Origin of the sequence: Faunimonas pinastri, assembly GCF_900110915.1 — a bacterium.
Taxonomy (GTDB): Bacteria; Pseudomonadota; Alphaproteobacteria; order Rhizobiales; family Afifellaceae; genus Faunimonas; species Faunimonas pinastri.
On the sequence record NZ_FOFG01000007.1, the window covers coordinates 32,239 to 46,869 of the forward strand.

14 protein-coding genes are annotated in these 14,631 nt (G+C 67.4%); 7 read left to right on the forward strand and 7 right to left on the reverse strand.

Annotated elements, in window-relative coordinates; translation table 11 throughout:
• Positions 1–95: 95 nt before the first annotated feature.
• Genes BMY25_RS10580 through BMY25_RS10600 form a run of 5 tightly spaced genes read right to left on the reverse strand, consistent with a single transcriptional unit; the run spans position 96 to position 4,989 of the window.
• Positions 96–1,442, reverse strand: a complete 1,347-nt coding sequence (locus BMY25_RS10580) for an amidase (protein WP_092496620.1) — start codon at positions 1,440–1,442, stop codon at positions 96–98.
• 28 nt (positions 1,443–1,470) lie between these two features.
• Positions 1,471–2,229: an SDR family NAD(P)-dependent oxidoreductase gene (locus tag BMY25_RS10585; RefSeq protein ID WP_092496621.1), complete on the reverse strand. Its 759-nt coding sequence runs from the start codon at positions 2,227–2,229 to the stop codon at positions 1,471–1,473.
• Positions 2,226–3,311, reverse strand: a complete 1,086-nt coding sequence (locus tag BMY25_RS10590; RefSeq protein WP_238858272.1) for a ketopantoate reductase family protein — start codon at positions 3,309–3,311, stop codon at positions 2,226–2,228. The genes BMY25_RS10585 and BMY25_RS10590 overlap by 4 nt, the downstream gene beginning before the upstream one ends.
• Positions 3,302–4,003, reverse strand: coding sequence for a creatininase family protein (locus tag BMY25_RS10595; protein WP_092496622.1), 702 nt, complete (start codon positions 4,001–4,003; stop codon positions 3,302–3,304). Before BMY25_RS10595 ends, BMY25_RS10590 begins: the two co-directional genes overlap by 10 nt.
• A complete protein-coding gene (locus BMY25_RS10600) occupies positions 4,000–4,989 on the reverse strand; it encodes a GntR family transcriptional regulator (RefSeq protein ID WP_092496623.1) in 990 nt (329 codons plus the stop codon). Before BMY25_RS10600 ends, BMY25_RS10595 begins: the two co-directional genes overlap by 4 nt.
• A gap of 221 nt (positions 4,990–5,210) precedes the next feature.
• On the opposite strand from BMY25_RS10600, the gene BMY25_RS10605 reads away from it, so the two are divergent.
• From BMY25_RS10605 to BMY25_RS10630, 6 genes are all read left to right on the forward strand, one after another.
• On the forward strand, positions 5,211–6,800 hold the full coding sequence (locus BMY25_RS10605) for an ABC transporter substrate-binding protein (protein WP_092496624.1): 1,590 nt from the start codon (positions 5,211–5,213) through the stop codon (positions 6,798–6,800).
• A 64-nt stretch (positions 6,801–6,864) separates the two neighbouring features.
• On the forward strand, positions 6,865–7,803 hold the full coding sequence (locus tag BMY25_RS10610) for an ABC transporter permease (protein ID WP_238858273.1): 939 nt from the start codon (positions 6,865–6,867) through the stop codon (positions 7,801–7,803).
• Complete coding sequence (locus tag BMY25_RS10615; RefSeq protein ID WP_092496625.1) at positions 7,800–8,675, forward strand: ABC transporter permease; 876 nt, start codon at positions 7,800–7,802, stop codon at positions 8,673–8,675. Before BMY25_RS10610 ends, BMY25_RS10615 begins: the two co-directional genes overlap by 4 nt.
• The gene (locus BMY25_RS10620) at positions 8,672–9,691 is read left to right on the forward strand and encodes an ABC transporter ATP-binding protein (protein ID WP_092496626.1); all 1,020 of its coding nucleotides are present in this window, start codon (positions 8,672–8,674) and stop codon (positions 9,689–9,691) included. The genes BMY25_RS10615 and BMY25_RS10620 overlap by 4 nt, the downstream gene beginning before the upstream one ends.
• The gene (locus BMY25_RS10625; RefSeq protein ID WP_092496627.1) at positions 9,688–10,728 is read left to right on the forward strand and encodes an ABC transporter ATP-binding protein; all 1,041 of its coding nucleotides are present in this window, start codon (positions 9,688–9,690) and stop codon (positions 10,726–10,728) included. The genes BMY25_RS10620 and BMY25_RS10625 overlap by 4 nt, the downstream gene beginning before the upstream one ends.
• Before the next feature lie 38 nt (positions 10,729–10,766).
• The gene (locus BMY25_RS10630) at positions 10,767–12,290 is read left to right on the forward strand and encodes a carboxypeptidase M32 (protein ID WP_238858274.1); all 1,524 of its coding nucleotides are present in this window, start codon (positions 10,767–10,769) and stop codon (positions 12,288–12,290) included.
• 15 nt (positions 12,291–12,305) lie between these two features.
• Here BMY25_RS10630 and BMY25_RS10635 read toward each other — a convergent pair whose 3' ends face one another.
• Positions 12,306–13,229 (reverse strand): LysR family transcriptional regulator, encoded by a 924-nt coding sequence (locus BMY25_RS10635; RefSeq protein ID WP_092496628.1) that lies wholly within the window; start codon positions 13,227–13,229, stop codon positions 12,306–12,308.
• 130 nt (positions 13,230–13,359) lie between these two features.
• Here BMY25_RS10635 and BMY25_RS10640 point away from each other — a divergent pair, with 130 nt between their 5' ends.
• Positions 13,360–14,076 carry an SDR family oxidoreductase gene (locus BMY25_RS10640; protein WP_092496765.1) on the forward strand — a complete coding sequence of 239 codons (717 nt, stop codon included), beginning with the start codon at positions 13,360–13,362 and terminating at the stop codon, positions 14,074–14,076.
• Between the two features lie 109 nt (positions 14,077–14,185).
• On the opposite strand, the gene BMY25_RS10645 is transcribed toward BMY25_RS10640, so the two are convergent.
• Positions 14,186–14,623, reverse strand: a complete 438-nt coding sequence (locus tag BMY25_RS10645; RefSeq protein ID WP_238858275.1) for a GtrA family protein — start codon at positions 14,621–14,623, stop codon at positions 14,186–14,188.
• Positions 14,624–14,631 lie beyond the last annotated feature (8 nt).

Here is a 14,631-nt window from a genome sequence, read left to right on the forward strand (position 1 = left end):
AAGCCCCAGCTTTTCCAAGATCCGCCTGGACCCAATGACCCGCGTCCTGACGAATTCGTCGGCCGCCGCGTTTCGGTAATCCTGCGCGTTTCTCGTCAGAGGCTCGGTCGGGCGCCGAAGGCGAGCACCCTCTCTATTGCCGCCGCCATGGAAAGCAGGTCGGCATCCCGGTTCATCGGGCCGACCAGTTGCAGTCCAACCGGCAGGCCTTCGCTCAAGCCGCAGGGAATGCTGATCGCCGGGTGCCCCGTCATGTTGGCGAGGCCGGAGGAGATCATCTCGCCGTCTTCCTCGTCGCCGGTGATGACGGGATCTTCGTGGGGGGCCACGAAGCCGACGGCGGGGCTCGCGATCGCGTCGACCTCCGCAAAGAGCGCCTCGACAGCTGAGCGAAGCCGTTCCCGCAGGCGCTGGGCCCGAAGGTATTCGATCGCCGGAACGTTCCGGCCTGCCGCCAACTGGCCGCGCGTGCGCGCCGCATATCCCTCCGGCCGCACCCCGGCCAGCGTTTCATGAACAAGGCTCGCCTCCGGCAGGAGCACTCCATGCAGGCCGGGATTGGCGTCGCGCGATCCCGCGATCTCGATCCGCCCGACCGCCGCGCCGGCGGCGGAAAGCTTCACCATCGCCTCCTGCATGAGAGCGCGGACGGGCAGGGTCAGCGCGGCGGAATCCAGATGCGCGCCGACGAAGCCGATCCGCAATCCGCCGATCTCGCGCCGGGCGAGGGGCATCGGCCTGCCCGCCATCCCCGCCAGCAGCAGCGCCGCATCCTCCACGCTGCGGGCCAGCGGGCCGGCATGATCGAGAGACCAGGAGAGAGGAAAGACGCCGTCCGTCGAAACCAGGCCGTAGGTCGGCTTCAGCCCCACGATGCCGCAATAGGACGCGGGAATGCGGATGGAGCCGCCGGTATCGGTCCCGACCGCCAGGGGCACGATGCCGGCCGCAACCGCCGCGGCCGAACCGCCGCTGGAGCCGCCGGACGTCCGGCCGGGATCGAAGGGATTGTTGGTCTGCCCGATCTCGGGATGGGCGATGCCATAGGCGAATTCGAGAAGGTTCGTCTTGCCGAGGATAATGGCGCCGGCTGCGCGCAAATTGCGGACGAGCTCCGCGTCGCGCTCCGGCATGACAGGAGCGACGGCCCGTGTGGCATAGGTCGTCGGCACGCCCGCGACGTCGATGATATCCTTGATCGCGACGGGAATGCCGTGCAACGGGCCGCGATCCTCCCCCGCCTGCAACGCACGCATGGCCTCGTCAGCCGCTCGGAGCGCTTCCTCGCGCATGGGCTCGAGAAAGGCGTTTAGCTTCGGCTCCAGCAAATCCAGTCGGGCGAGCGAGGCCGTGACGACATCCACCGGACCGAGGCGGCCGGACCGATAGGCCGCACCGAGATCTCGAACGCTGGCGAAGGCGATGTGGGATACGTCGGTCATGCCGCTTCCTCATCGTTGCTGTTCGGCGCTATTTGCCCCCGTCGACACTGAGCACCTGCCCGGAGATCCAGCCGGCGTGCTCCGAGGCGAAGAACAGCACGGCGTTGGCGATATCCTCGGGCGTGCCCAGGCGCTTCAGCGCGATGCCTTGAAGGACCTTCTCCTGCCCGTCCTCGCCCATGGCGTGCCATTGCCGCTCGCTGGCGGGATTGGAGCGGACGAAGCCCGGCGCGACATTGTTGACGGTGATGTTCCAGGGGCCGAGCTCGTGGGCGAGCTGCCGCGTCAGGCCGATCTGGCCGGCCTTGGCGCTGGCATAGGCCTGGATGCCGGTGAGGCTGATGCCGAGACCCGCCCCGGAGGAGATGTTGACGATGCGGCCGAAGCGCCGCGCCTTCATGCCGGGCGCGAGGGCCTGCGCGGTCAGAAACGCGCCGGTGAGATTGACGTCGAAGATGCCCTGCCAGTCCCGGAGGCTGATCTCCTCGATGGGGCGGCCGACCTGACCGAGGACGCCGCCGGCATTGTTGACGAGGATGTCGATGCCGTGGCCGGCGGCCTCGATCTCGCGGACGGTGGAGCGGATCGCTTCGGCATCCGTCACGTCGAGCCGTCGGATGTGGCAGCTCGGGCCCGCTATCGCCGCGGTTTCCGGCAGTTCGTCATCGAGGATGTCGCAGGCGAAGACGGTCGCGCCGACCTTCGCGAGGCCGACCGCGATCGCGCGGCCGAAGCCGTGGCCGGCGCCGGTGACGAGCGCGGTGCGGCCGGCAAGGTCGATCTTCATGCGGCCGCTCCACTGTCTGCCGGGCTGGTGTCGGAAAGACGATTCAGCTCGTCGAGATGAGCGACGTCCAGATCGGCCCGGCCTTCCTCGATGTCGTGGATGCGGGCGATGATGCCCGCCGTGATCGGCGTTCGCAGGCCGTGCTTGCGGCCGGTTTGCACGATGGGGCCCAGCTGCGCGTCCACCTCGGTCTTGCGCTTGCGCACGGCAAGGTCGCGCCAGATGCCGGAATGCGACTTCGCCGATTTGCGATTATGCGCGACCATCTCGTCGAAGGAGCGGGCGGTTTCCGAAGCCGGTGCCTCCGGCAGGAAAGCCCTGGGATCGAAGCCGTTGAAGGCTTCCAGCGACACGCCCTCGGCGCGCGCCACGGCGACGATTTCGTGCGCCAGCCGCGTCAGCAAGGGGCGGTATCGCTCGGTCGCGAGCACGTCGGCGATGCTGTCATTGGTCAGGGCGGTGGCGAAGAGCTGCGCGCCGTAGATCAGCTTCGCCCAGAGATAGCCAAAGATGTTGGGCGTCACGATCGCGGCGGGATCGAACATGCTGAAGAGGCGATGCAGGTCCTCCACGCGCGGCGTCCGGCGGCCGTCGAGTTCGCCCAGAACGACCGCGCCGCGACCGCCATAATGGATGATGCCGGGCTCCAGATAATCCGCGCCGAAATTGACGAAGCAGCCGACGGTGCGCTCGTCCCCGATGCGGGCGGCGATCTCATGCTCGTTCAGCCCGTTCTGGGCGGAGACGACGAAGCCGTTCCCGGCCACATGCGGGGCGAGATCGTCCAGCGCGGTGCCTGTATGGTGTGCCTTGACCGCGAGAATGACGCGCTCGAACGTGCCCTGCACCCCGGCCGGCATGAAGGCGCGGGCCTGGACGGTATATTCCTCGACCGGTCCGGTGATCTTCAATCCGGACGTGTTGATGGCGGCGACGTGATCGGCCGCCTGATCGACGAAGATCACCTCTTCACCGGCCCGCACCAGGGCCGCGCCGACCGAACCGCCGATCGCGCCGGCGCCCCAGACCAGGATCGGGCCACCGCCGGTCCCGCCGCTTCCCTCCACGCCGCTCACGACCACGGTCCCTCCATCAGGGCGCGCGTTTCCTTCACCGCGACGTCCCAGATCGCCAGCATGTCCTCATCGGGCCGCTCATAGTAGCCGCCGAAATTGCCGTCGCCGAGATAGCTCTTCACCCGGTCCGGATCCATGACGCGCATGCGGTCGAACTCGATCATGGGCTTCTGCTGGCTGGGCAGCACCACGTCCTTCAGCCGCGTCCAGGGGAAGTTCTCCATCCAGGATGCGTGCGAGGCGACCGGGTCGATCTCGTGCACCTTGGCGAGCGTCTTCGGCGCGTTCCACCAATTGTGGAACTTCACGGCGGCGCCCAGGTGGTCGCCCATCCACTCGATGGCGAAGCTGCCGGCCGGCGCATTGCCGCCATGGCCGTTGACGAGGAGGATGCGACGGAAGCCCTGCCGATGCAGCCCGTCGAGAATGTCGCGGACGATGGCGACATAGGTTTCCTGCCGCAGGCTGATGGAGCCGGGATAGGAGAGGAAATAGGGCGTGATCCCGTAGGCCACCACGGGAAAGACTGGGATGCCGAGCGGCTCGGCCGCCTCCGCCGCCACCCGCTCGGAGAGGATGGAATCGACGGAAAGGCTGAGGCCCGCATGCTGCTCGGTGCTGCCGAGCGGCACCACGGCGCGGTCGTCGGTCTTCAGGTAGGCTTCTACCTGGGACCAGTTCATGTCGCTGATCTTCATGACGCTTCTCTGTCCAGTTCGGCGGTGTCCGGCATCGGCGATTGCACGAGCGGAACGACGATCCGCTCGATCTCGCCGGGATCGGGGATGTGGCGGTATTCGATGGCCAGCGTGCGCTGGTCGAGCTTCTCCAGCACGCGCTCCGCGCCGCTGGCGAAGACGACGACGTCATGCGCCGGCAGCAGCGCTTCCATCTCCTCGGCGTCGAGGACCACCGCCGCGACCTCGGAGACATGCGGCGCGAAGCGCTGCACGCCGGGCTTCATCACGGGCAGGAATTCCGGAAAGCGGGACACCACGAGGACGCGGCTGCGCGGATCGAGCGAGGCGAGGGCGCGGCGCGTCGCCTCGGCGGGAATGAAGCTGATCGCGGTGACGGAGCGGCGGCCGAGCAGCGCCTCCACCTCCCGGCGGCGATGCGCGAAGGTCAGCACCAGATCGGCAGAAGCCGCGCGCTGCCGGTCCGCTTCGCTGCGCTGGAGCACATCGATGGTGATCGCTTCCACAATTGCCGATTTGCCCAGGGCTTCGGCGATCGCGCGCGCATAGCCGGCGGTGGCGGCGGGAAAGATGCCGGCCATCACCACCTGCCGGACCGGACCGCTTGCCTGCCTCGCCGAAAGCCGGGCCGCGATCAGCCCCGCGATCTCGCTGCTCCGGAGGCCAAGCGCGAAACCTTCCTCCACGAGCAGATCGATGTGGCGATGGAAATTACCGGTGCGACGGGCCATTTCGCCGGACCGCTCCTCGCGGCGCGCGATAAAGGTGCCGGATCCCGCCCGCGTCTCGATGAGGCCGGCGTCGCGGAGATCGCGGTAGACCTGCCCGACCGTCATGGCGGCGACGCGGAGCTCGTCGGCAAGGTCGCGAACGGAGGGAAGCCGCTCTCCGGGAGCGAGTTCCCCGCACGCAATACCGTATTCGATGAGCCCGCGAAGCTGTGCGCCGAGTGGCACAGGTAAGTCGCGATCAAGAACGAGACGCATGACGATCCTGCAATCTGTTCTACAGGGCTAGCACGGCAATCCGAGCCCCGACAATCGAGCTTAGTGCACAAAAAGCGGGCTGACGGCGCTCAAAATTTGGGGGCGGCGGTGAATTGACAGTCGGCTGGAGTGAAGAATAGCGTTCTATACGACTGGAACACTCGAACCGCCGAAACCGGCTCCGCCGGCCCGGGGGCTTTGCCGACACCGGAAGGACCCAAATGAAGATCTCCTTCAAGTTTGCCGCGACATCCGCCCTCCTGCTTGGCATCAGCCTGGCGACGCTCGGCCCGGCCGAAGCGCTGACCCGCGGCGGCACGCTCGTCTATGGGCGGTACGCCGACAGCCTCTTCGTGGAGCCCGTCCTGAACGACGGCAACGTCGATATCTGGATCCTGTCCAACATCTACGACACGCTGATCCTGCCCACCGACGACGGCAAGGGCCTGCAGCCCGGCCTCGCCACCGCCTGGCAGGTCGCGCCGGACGGCATGAGCGTCACGGTCACCCTGCGCGAGGGCACGATGTTCTCCGACGGCTCGCCGATCACGGCGGACGACGTGAAATGGTCGCTGGACCGCGCCCGCGACCCGCAGAAGGGCATCTGGAACTTCCTGCTGGAATCCGTCGGATCGGTCGATATCAAGGATCCCAAGACCATCGTGCTCACCCTGAAGCACCCGGACCCGGCGATCCTTTCCGCGCTCAGCGTCTTCAACACCTCCATCATGCCGAAGAAGCAGTTCGAGGCGGCGGCCGGCGCGGACGATGCGGCCAAGGCCAAGACCTTCAGCGAGCATCCCGTCGGCTCCGGTCCCTTCACGATCCAGTCGTGGAACCACGGCTCGGAGATGAAGCTCGTCAAGAACCCCCATTACTGGCGCAAGGGCGAGGACGGCCAGCCGCTTCCGTATCTCGACGGCGTCACCTTCGAGGTGATCCCGGACGACGCGACCCGCATCCTCAAGGTGCAGTCCGGCGAGCTCGATGGAGCCGAGTTCATCCCCTTCAGCCGCGTTGAAGAGCTGAAGGCCGACGACAAGCTCGACATGGAACTCTTCCCCTCCACCAAGGTCGCTTACGGCAATCTCAATGTCCGGCCGAAGCTGAAGGACGGTTCCGACAATCCGCTGTCGAACGAGAAGGTGCGGCAGGCGCTGAACTACGCCGCCGACAAGGATGCGATCATCGCGATCGTGACGCACGGAGTCGGCACCCCGATGAGCTCCTACATGTCGGCCGCGACGCCGATGCATGTGGGCAGCGGCACGGAATTCCCCGTGGATGTCGAGAAGGCCAAGAGCCTGATGAAGGAAGCGGGCTTCGACAAGGGCATCTCCTTCTCCTGCCTCGTCATCGCCGGCAATGTGGACGAAATCGGCATCGCCACCGCGCTGCAGCAGATGTGGAGCGAGATCGGCGTGAAGCTCAACATCGAGCAGGTCGACAACGCGACGCTGCAGGCCAAGTACCGCGCCGGCGACTTCTCCATGCGCCTGGGCTACTGGACCGACGACATCGCGGACCCGAACGAGATCACGTCCTATTTCGGCTATTCTCCGACGATCCAGGCGCAGCATTCCGGCTGGAAGAACGACGAGTTCGACAAGCTCTACGAGGCGTCGCAGAAGGAACTCGACGCCAAGAAGCGCGCTGACGAATATGCGCGGATGCAGGAGATCTACAAGAACGGGCCGATCGTTCCGCTCTACGAGTCGCCCTATCCGGTGGTGCTGAAGAAGAGCGTGAAAGGCTTCGTGCAGATCCCGCTCGGCAACAACATCTTTTCCGCCGCCCATATCGAAAAGTGATCGAACGAGCGCGGAGCCGGTCTCCGCGCTCGCCTTCCGTTTCCAATGATCGGAGATCTGCCGGTTGCTGAATCTCGGCTTCGTCGTGCGCCGTCTTTTGCAGATGATCCCCACCTTCGTCTTTATCCTGGTGGTGACCTTCGTGATCGTCCGGCTGCTGCCGGGTGATCCCCTGAGCGCGCAGGCCGGCGACCGGGTGACCGACGCGCAGGTGGCCCACGCCCAGGCCGAACTCGGGCTCGACCAGCCGATGCTGGTGCAGTTCTTCCTGTTCGTGAAGCATGTGCTGAGCGGCGATCTTGGCCGCTCCTATGTCGTGCAGATCCCGGTCTGGCGGCTCATCGGCCAGCGCCTGCCGCCGACGCTGATCCTGACCGCCATGTCGACGATCCTGGGCATCCTGATCGCCGTGCCGCTCGCCTTCGTCGCGGCGCTGCGCCGGGACAGGGTGTCGGACGCCGCCATTCGCGGCACCTTCCAGGTCGGGCTGTCCATGCCGGTCTTCTATATCGGGCTGGTGCTGCTCACGGTGTTTTCCGCCCAGCTCCGCTGGTTTCCGGTCGGTGGCTACGGCGACAGCATGGCCGACCACGTCTACCACCTGTTCCTGCCCTCGCTGACGCTGGCCGTCAGCCTTGCCGCCGTGCTGATGCGCAATCTCCGCACCGCGATCATCGACGTGCTCAATGCCGAATATGTCGATTTCGCCCGCGCCAAGGGGCTGATGCCGCGCGTCATCATGATCCGCCACGTGCTGCGGAACGCGCTGATCTCCAGCGTGGCGCTGCTCGGCCCGACGATCGGCACGCTGCTCGGCGGCGCCGTCATCACCGAGTCCGTGTTCGCCATTCCCGGCGTCGGCCGCCTGATGATCGACAGCATCTATGGCCGCGATTATCCCGTCATCCAGGGGCTGACGCTGTCGCTCGCGGTGGTGGTGTCGCTGATCTTCCTCGCCACCGACCTGATCCAGGCGGCGCTCGATCCGCGGGTGGCGCAATGACCGCGGCGGAGGATATCCTGTCCCGCCCGGCGGTGCGCCGTCGCCGGTTCGGCCTGTCGAACCTGCGCGGCCGCATCTCCTGGACTTTCGTCGCCGGCTTTCTGATCCTGCTGGCCTCGCTGGTGCTGGCCATCGCGCCCGGATTGATCGCTCCCTACAAGCCGGCCGCCTTCGACTACAAGGCGATTCTCAAGCCGCCGTCGCTCGCCCACCCCTTCGGCAGCGACAATTTCGGCCGCGATATCCTGTCCCGCACCATCTGGGCTTATCGCATCGATCTGCAGATCGCGTTCTTCGGCACCCTCTTCCCAGTCGTCTTCGGCACGTTCGTCGGCGCGATGGTCGGCTATTACGGCGGCTGGCTGGAAACGATCTTCGGCCGTGTCGTCGATGCGGTGATCACCTTCCCCTTCCTGGTGCTGGTGATCGCGATCGTGGCCGTGCTCGGCCCCGGCCTCTTCAATCTCTATATCGCCGTCAGCATCGTCGGCTGGATCTTCTATGCCCGGCTGATCGCGGCGGAGATCAAGGTGCAGAAGCGGCTGGATTACGCCGCGGCAGGCCGCGTCATGGGCTACAGCACGGCGCGCATCATCCTCCGCCACCTTCTTCCGAACGCGATCACGGCCGCCTTGATCTACTGGATGACCGACATGGCGCTCTGCATCCTGCTCGGCTCCAGCCTCGGCTATCTCGGGCTCGGCGCGCAGCCGCCGACGGCGGAATGGGGCGTGCTGATCGCCGACGGCAAGAACTACATGTCGACGGCGTGGTGGATCTCGATTTTTCCCGGCGTCGCCATCGTGATCACCGGGCTGGGGTTCAGCCTGCTCGGTGACGGGCTTTCCGACATGCTGAGGCCGAAACGATGAGCGCCATCCCGGCAGAACGAGCGCGGGCCGGGCAGGGCGCCACCCTTTCCGTCCGCGATCTCACGACGAGCTTCGACACTTCCGGCAGCCCCGTCACGGCGGTCGATCGCGTCAGCTTCGATGTGGAGCCCGGCCAGGTCCTCGGCCTCGTCGGCGAATCCGGCTCCGGCAAGAGCGTGACGCTGCGCTCGCTGTTGCGGCTCGCCCGCGCGCCGGCCGAGACGACCGGCTCCGTGCTCTGGGACGGTCGCGACATTCTTGCGCTGCCGGAAGCGAAGCTCCGCGCCATCCGCGGCAACGAGATCGCGATGATTTTCCAGGAGCCGATGACGGCGCTCAATCCGGTGCTGACCGTGCAGCGGCAGATCGACGAGAGCCTGCGCGCCCATACGCGGTTGTCCGCCCGCGACCGCCGCGTGCGAGCCATCGAGTTGCTCGATCTCGTCGGCATCCCCGCGGCGGCGGGCCGGCTCGACGATTACCCGCACCAGTTCTCCGGCGGCATGCGCCAGCGCGTGATGATCGCCATCGCGCTGGCCGGCGAGCCGCGGCTTCTCCTGGCCGACGAGCCGACGACCGCGCTCGACGTGACGATCCAGGACCAGATCCTGAAGCTGATCCTGGACCTGCGCGAGCGGCTCGGCATGAGCGTGATCCTGGTCACGCACGATCTCGGCGTGGTCGCGCAGACCTGCGACCGCGTAGCGGTGATGTATGCCGGGCGCATCGTGGAAACCGGCGAGGTCGGCGAAATCTTTCGCGAGCCGCATCATCCCTATACGCGCGGGCTGCTTGGCTCTGTGCCGCGCGGGGGAACGGAGCGCCGGCCGCTGCTTTCCATAGAGGGCACGCCGCCATCGCTCGCCGCCATGCCCTCCGGCTGCGCCTTCCATCCCCGCTGCTCCTTCCGCACCGACATCTGCTTCGCGGTGTCGCCGCCGCTGGAGCCCTTCGCCCCCGGCCGCCAGGTCGCCTGCCACCATCACCAGCGCGTCGCGGAGGCGGGACTGCCATGAGCGAACAACAGCGCCCCAGCCGGCCGTTGGAGCCCCCGATCCTTGCCGTGGACGATGTCGTCGTCCGCTTTCCCGTCGCTCATTCGATGCTGGACCGGCTTGCCGGCCGTCCGCCCAGGGCCGTCCACGCGCTGAACGGGGTGCGCCTGGAAGTCCGTCGCGGCGAGACACTGGGGATCGTCGGCGAATCCGGTTGCGGGAAGTCGACGCTCGCCCGCACCATCGTCCGGCTGATCGAGCCCAATGACGGCCGCGTCCGCTTCGAGGGCCACGATATCGGCAGCCTTTCCGGCAGCGAGCGCCGGGCCTTCAACCGCCGCGTCCAGATGATCTTCCAGGACCCTTACGGCTCGCTCAACCCGCGTATGACCGTGCGGCAGGTGCTGACCGAGGCCCTGACGGTCCATGCCATGCGCCCGAAGTCCGAGATTCCCGCCCGCATCGCCGAACTTCTGGACCTCGTGCGCCTTCCCGCCGATGCGGCGGATCGCCTGCCGCACCAGTTCTCCGGCGGGCAACGCCAGCGCATCGGCATTGCCCGCGCGCTCGCCGTGGAGCCGGAAGTGCTGGTGGCGGACGAACTCGTTTCCGCGCTCGACGTGTCCGTGCAGGCGCAGGTGGTCAACCTGCTGCTCGAACTGCAGGAGAAGCTTTACCTCACCGTGCTCTTCGTGGCGCACGACCTTCGTCTCGTCCGCCACATCTCGCACCGTGTCGCGGTGATGTATCTCGGCTCCATCGTGGAAATCGGCGATACTGAAGCGCTCTTCTCCGCGCCGCGCCATCCCTATACGCGGGCGCTTCTGGACGCCGCGCCGGACATGGACCCCTCGCACCGCACGGGCCGGGCCGGCGCGCGCGGCGAACTGCCGAGCCCGCTCGACATCCCTTCGGGATGCCCCTTCCATACACGCTGCCCCTATGTCTTCGACCGCTGCCGGACGGAGCGTCCGCTGCTGACGGAGCGCAATCCTGTCCAGCGCGCGGCGTGCCATCTCGTCGATTTCGGCCGCCCGGGCGCATCGATCGTCGCCTGAAGCACCAGTCCGCCAACTAACAAGCCCCGGAGATCCTCGTGAGCTATGCCCGTTTCCAGGAGACGATGGGGCGCATCAACGATGTCCTCTGCACGGTCAATCTCCTGAACTGGGACGCGCGAACGCAGATGCCCGCGGCCGGGTCGGCCACCCGCGCGTCGCAGATCGCCACGCTGACCGGCCTCGCGCGCGACATGGCGGTGTCTGATGCCTTCGCCGCCGCGATGGAGGGCGCGCTCGACGAACTCTCGGCCGCGCCGGCCGATGATCTCCGCCGCCGCGCCGTGGAAAGCACGAAAGCGAGGGTGGAAACGCTGCGGCGCATCCCGGAAGCGCTGATCCGTGAATCCGCCGACCTCAAGACGCGGGCGCAGACGCTCTGGGCCGAGCTGCGCCTGCGCAACGATTTCGAGGGCTTCGCGCCGACCCTGCAACGGACGATCGCCATCCAGCGAGAGATCGCCGCCGCGATCGGCTACGAGCGCCACCCCTATGATGCGCTCGTCGGCCAGTACGAGCCGGGCATGACGCTGGCGCGGCTGGATACGCTCTATGGCGAGCTGAAGGCCGGCATTCGTCCCTTGCTCGACCGCGCGCTCGGCCTGGAGCCGCCGCGAGCCGACTTCCTCGCCCGCGCCTATCCGGTCGGGGCGCAGCGCCGCTTCGGTGCGGAGATCGCGGCCCGCATGGGATACGATTTCGCGCGCGGGCGGCTGGACGACACGGTCCACCCGTTCGAAATCTCGTTTACCCGCAACGATGTGCGCATCACGGGGCGCTTCCGCGAGACCTGGCTGCCGGGCGGCCTCTTCGCGGTCTGGCACGAGGCCGGGCACGGCATGTACGAGCAGGGCATCGCCCCCGCCTTCGACCGCTCGGCCTTCACCACCGATCTCGTCAATCTCTATGCCGTCGGCGGCGCGAGCTTCGGCGTGCATGAATCGCAATCGCGGCTGTGGGAAAACCGCGTCGGCCGGTCCGAACGCTTCTGGGACCTGCATTTCGACGCCTTGCAGGCGACCTTCCCCGAGCAGCTGGCCGACGTAGACGGCCTCGCCTTCTGGCGGGCGGTGAACCGGGCGGCCCCGAGCCTGATCCGCGTGGAAGCCGACGAACTCACCTACGATCTGCACATCATCCTGCGCTCGGAAATCGAGGCGGCGTTGATCGGCCGCGAGATCGAGGTGGCGGACCTGCCCTCGGTCTGGGCGGAGAAGATGCGCGCCTATCTGGGGCTCGAGGTGCCGGATCATCTGCGCGGCGTGATGCAGGACGTGCACTGGGCCTCCGGCATGGTCGGCTCCTTCCCGACCTATACGATCGGCAACGTCATGAGTTCGCAGTTCTTCGCCGCCGCCTCGCGTGAGCCGGACATCGCCGCCGGGCTGGAAACGGGCGAATATGTGCCGCTCGCGACATGGCTGAATGAAAACGTCCACCGTCATGGCCGCAGCCTGACCCCGGACCGGATCCTGCAGCAGGCGACGGGCTCCGCTCTGGATGCCGGCCCGTATCTCTCCGACCTCGCGCGCAAGGTCGATCGGCTCGCCGCGACGGCGTAGCTGAACGGCGAGCCTCTACGATACCGTCGCGCGGCACACCGCCATCACTGTGTCGCGCAGCCAGCGATGGGCCGGGTCGGCATCCACGCGCGGGTGCCACATGGCCGAGATCGCGATTTTCGGCGTGCGGACGGGCAGATCGAAGCTGGCGAGGCCGTCCAACGGCGGTTCGGGACTGCCGTTCGGTCCGAGACACATGCGCGGGACGAGGGCGAGGAGATCGGACCGGCGCGCGATGCGGAGCGCGTTGCGGTGGCTGGGCACGACCGCGACGATCGCACGGCTGAGCCCGAGTTCCCGCAGGGCGTCATCGACCGGCCCGGTGAAGGTTTCCTTGCGCGAGGTCACGACATGCCGGCACGCGGCATAGCGTTCCGGCGTCACGGGCTCCGCCAGAAGCGGATGCCCGAGGCGCGCGACGCCGACGAATTCGTCGCGGAACAGGAGTTGCGTGCGGATCTCCGGCGCGGAAGCTCCGAGCACGCCGATCTCCAGGTCGATCCGGCCTTCCCGCAGCGGGCCGGCATCCTTGTCGGGCTTGGGCGCGAAGCGCAGGGCGACGTTCGGGGCAGCCTCGGAGACGGTCGCCACCAGCGGCAGTGAGAAGAGTTCGACGAAGTCGTCGTTGGCGCGAAGGGTGAAGGTCGTCCGGAGCGACGCGATATCCAATCGGCCCGGTTGCGGGCTCAGCACCGCCCGCGCGTCGCGGGCAAGCTCGTGAACCCTGCCGCGCAGTTCGGCCGCCCGGGGTGTGGGCACAAGTCCGCGCCCGGCGCGAACGAGAAGCGGATCTCCCGTCGCGGCGCGAAGCCGCGCCAGCGTCCGGCTCATGGCGGAGGAGCTCAGGCCGAGGCGGCGGGCGGCGGCCGTGACGCTGCCCTCCGCGAGCAGCACATCCAGCGCCAGGAGGAGATTGAGGTCGATATCGGCCTTGTTCATGGAACGAGCCTATTCCGCCCGCTGCTACAGACATAGCGCCGGATGCAATCATATCTTGAATCCGGTGCGTCTGGCGCTTGCCTTGCCGCTGCTCATATCTCCCTTCGACATCATCGGAAGGTATTGCCCCATGTCAGAAGCTGAACCTGGCGACCGCAGCCGTACGATCCTCCTGATCGGCGCATCACGCGGGCTCGGCCATGCCATGGCGGCGGAGTTCCTGCGCAAGGGGTGGAACGTCGTCGGCACGGTGCGCGGCGGCGGAACCCGGACCCTGCTGCACGACCTCGCCGACGAGCATCGCGACCGGGTCGGGATCGAGACTTTGGATATCACCGAGCCCGACGAGATCGCCGCCCTGCGCGGGCGTCTGGCGGGGCGGCAGTTCGACATGCTGTTCGTCAACGCCGGCACGACCAACAACGAGACCGAGACGATCGGCGAGGTGACCACGGACGAGTTCATCCGCGTGATGGTCACCAATGCGCTCAGCCCGATGCGGGTGATCGAGACGCTGGAGGACCTGGTTTCCCCGGACGGCCTGATCGGCGTCATGTCGTCGGGACAGGGCAGCGTCGCCAACAATACGAGCGGCATGCGCGAGGTCTATCGCGGCAGCAAGGCCGCGCTCAACCAGTACATGCGCTGCTACGCGGCCCGCCATGCCGCTGGCGCTCGCCCGATGGCCCTGATGGCGCCGGGCTGGGTCCGCACCGAGCTGGGCGGGCCGGACGCGCGGCTTACCATCGAGGAAAGCATCCCCAATCTGGTCAACGTGCTGTTCGCCAAGCAGAACCGCCCGGGCCTCGAATATCTCGATTACCTCGGCCGGACGGTCCCTTGGTGAACCGGAAAACTCCCGTCAGGACTTCGCCCCGGCTGCTTCCGCCAGCGGGCGGAATCGGAACGGCGGAGCTCCTGCCGACGCCTGTTCCTGCTGACCCAAGGCGCTCGCGTCAGCCGCCGCCCGGGTCCGCTGGCGCCGTCCGCTCGCCGCTTGAGAAGGTCCAGAGCCGGTTTGCCGAGAAGGACCAGATCAGGAGCAGGCCGGTGGTGGCCATCTGCGCCGGAAGATAGGGAAGCCCGAGGCGGACGACGAAGGCTTCCATCAGCGCAAGCGTCATCAGGAAGCCCCCGCCCGCGACGGCGACGAAGCGCCAGCCGGCCTCGGCGTGGGAGCGCGTGCTCCTGAAGGTCCGCGAACGGTTCAGGCGATAGGAAATGACGCCGCCGGTGAGATAGCCGGCGAGCGTGGCGGGAAGCGGCGCGATGTGCGCCGCTTCCACCATCGCGATCAGCACGGCGTAGTGCGCCGCCGTCGCGATGCCGCCGACCAGCAGGAACGACGTGACCTGCCGGAAATCCTCGCGGCGAGCGCTTGGGGCGAGAGGCAATCCGCGGC

Coding starts and splice junctions, on each gene's coding strand:
- BMY25_RS10580 (WP_092496620.1), bottom strand. CDS start 1,442: ATGACCGACGTATCCCACATCGCCTTCGCCAGCGTTCGAGATCTCGGT.
- BMY25_RS10585 (WP_092496621.1), bottom strand. CDS start 2,229: ATGAAGATCGACCTTGCCGGCCGCACCGCGCTCGTCACCGGCGCCGGC.
- BMY25_RS10595 (WP_092496622.1), bottom strand. CDS start 4,003: ATGAAGATCAGCGACATGAACTGGTCCCAGGTAGAAGCCTACCTGAAG.
- BMY25_RS10600 (WP_092496623.1), bottom strand. CDS start 4,989: ATGCGTCTCGTTCTTGATCGCGACTTACCTGTGCCACTCGGCGCACAG.
- BMY25_RS10605 (WP_092496624.1), top strand. CDS start 5,211: ATGAAGATCTCCTTCAAGTTTGCCGCGACATCCGCCCTCCTGCTTGGC.
- BMY25_RS10615 (WP_092496625.1), top strand. CDS start 7,800: ATGACCGCGGCGGAGGATATCCTGTCCCGCCCGGCGGTGCGCCGTCGC.
- BMY25_RS10620 (WP_092496626.1), top strand. CDS start 8,672: ATGAGCGCCATCCCGGCAGAACGAGCGCGGGCCGGGCAGGGCGCCACC.
- BMY25_RS10625 (WP_092496627.1), top strand. CDS start 9,688: ATGAGCGAACAACAGCGCCCCAGCCGGCCGTTGGAGCCCCCGATCCTT.
- BMY25_RS10635 (WP_092496628.1), bottom strand. CDS start 13,229: ATGAACAAGGCCGATATCGACCTCAATCTCCTCCTGGCGCTGGATGTG.
- BMY25_RS10640 (WP_092496765.1), top strand. CDS start 13,360: ATGTCAGAAGCTGAACCTGGCGACCGCAGCCGTACGATCCTCCTGATC.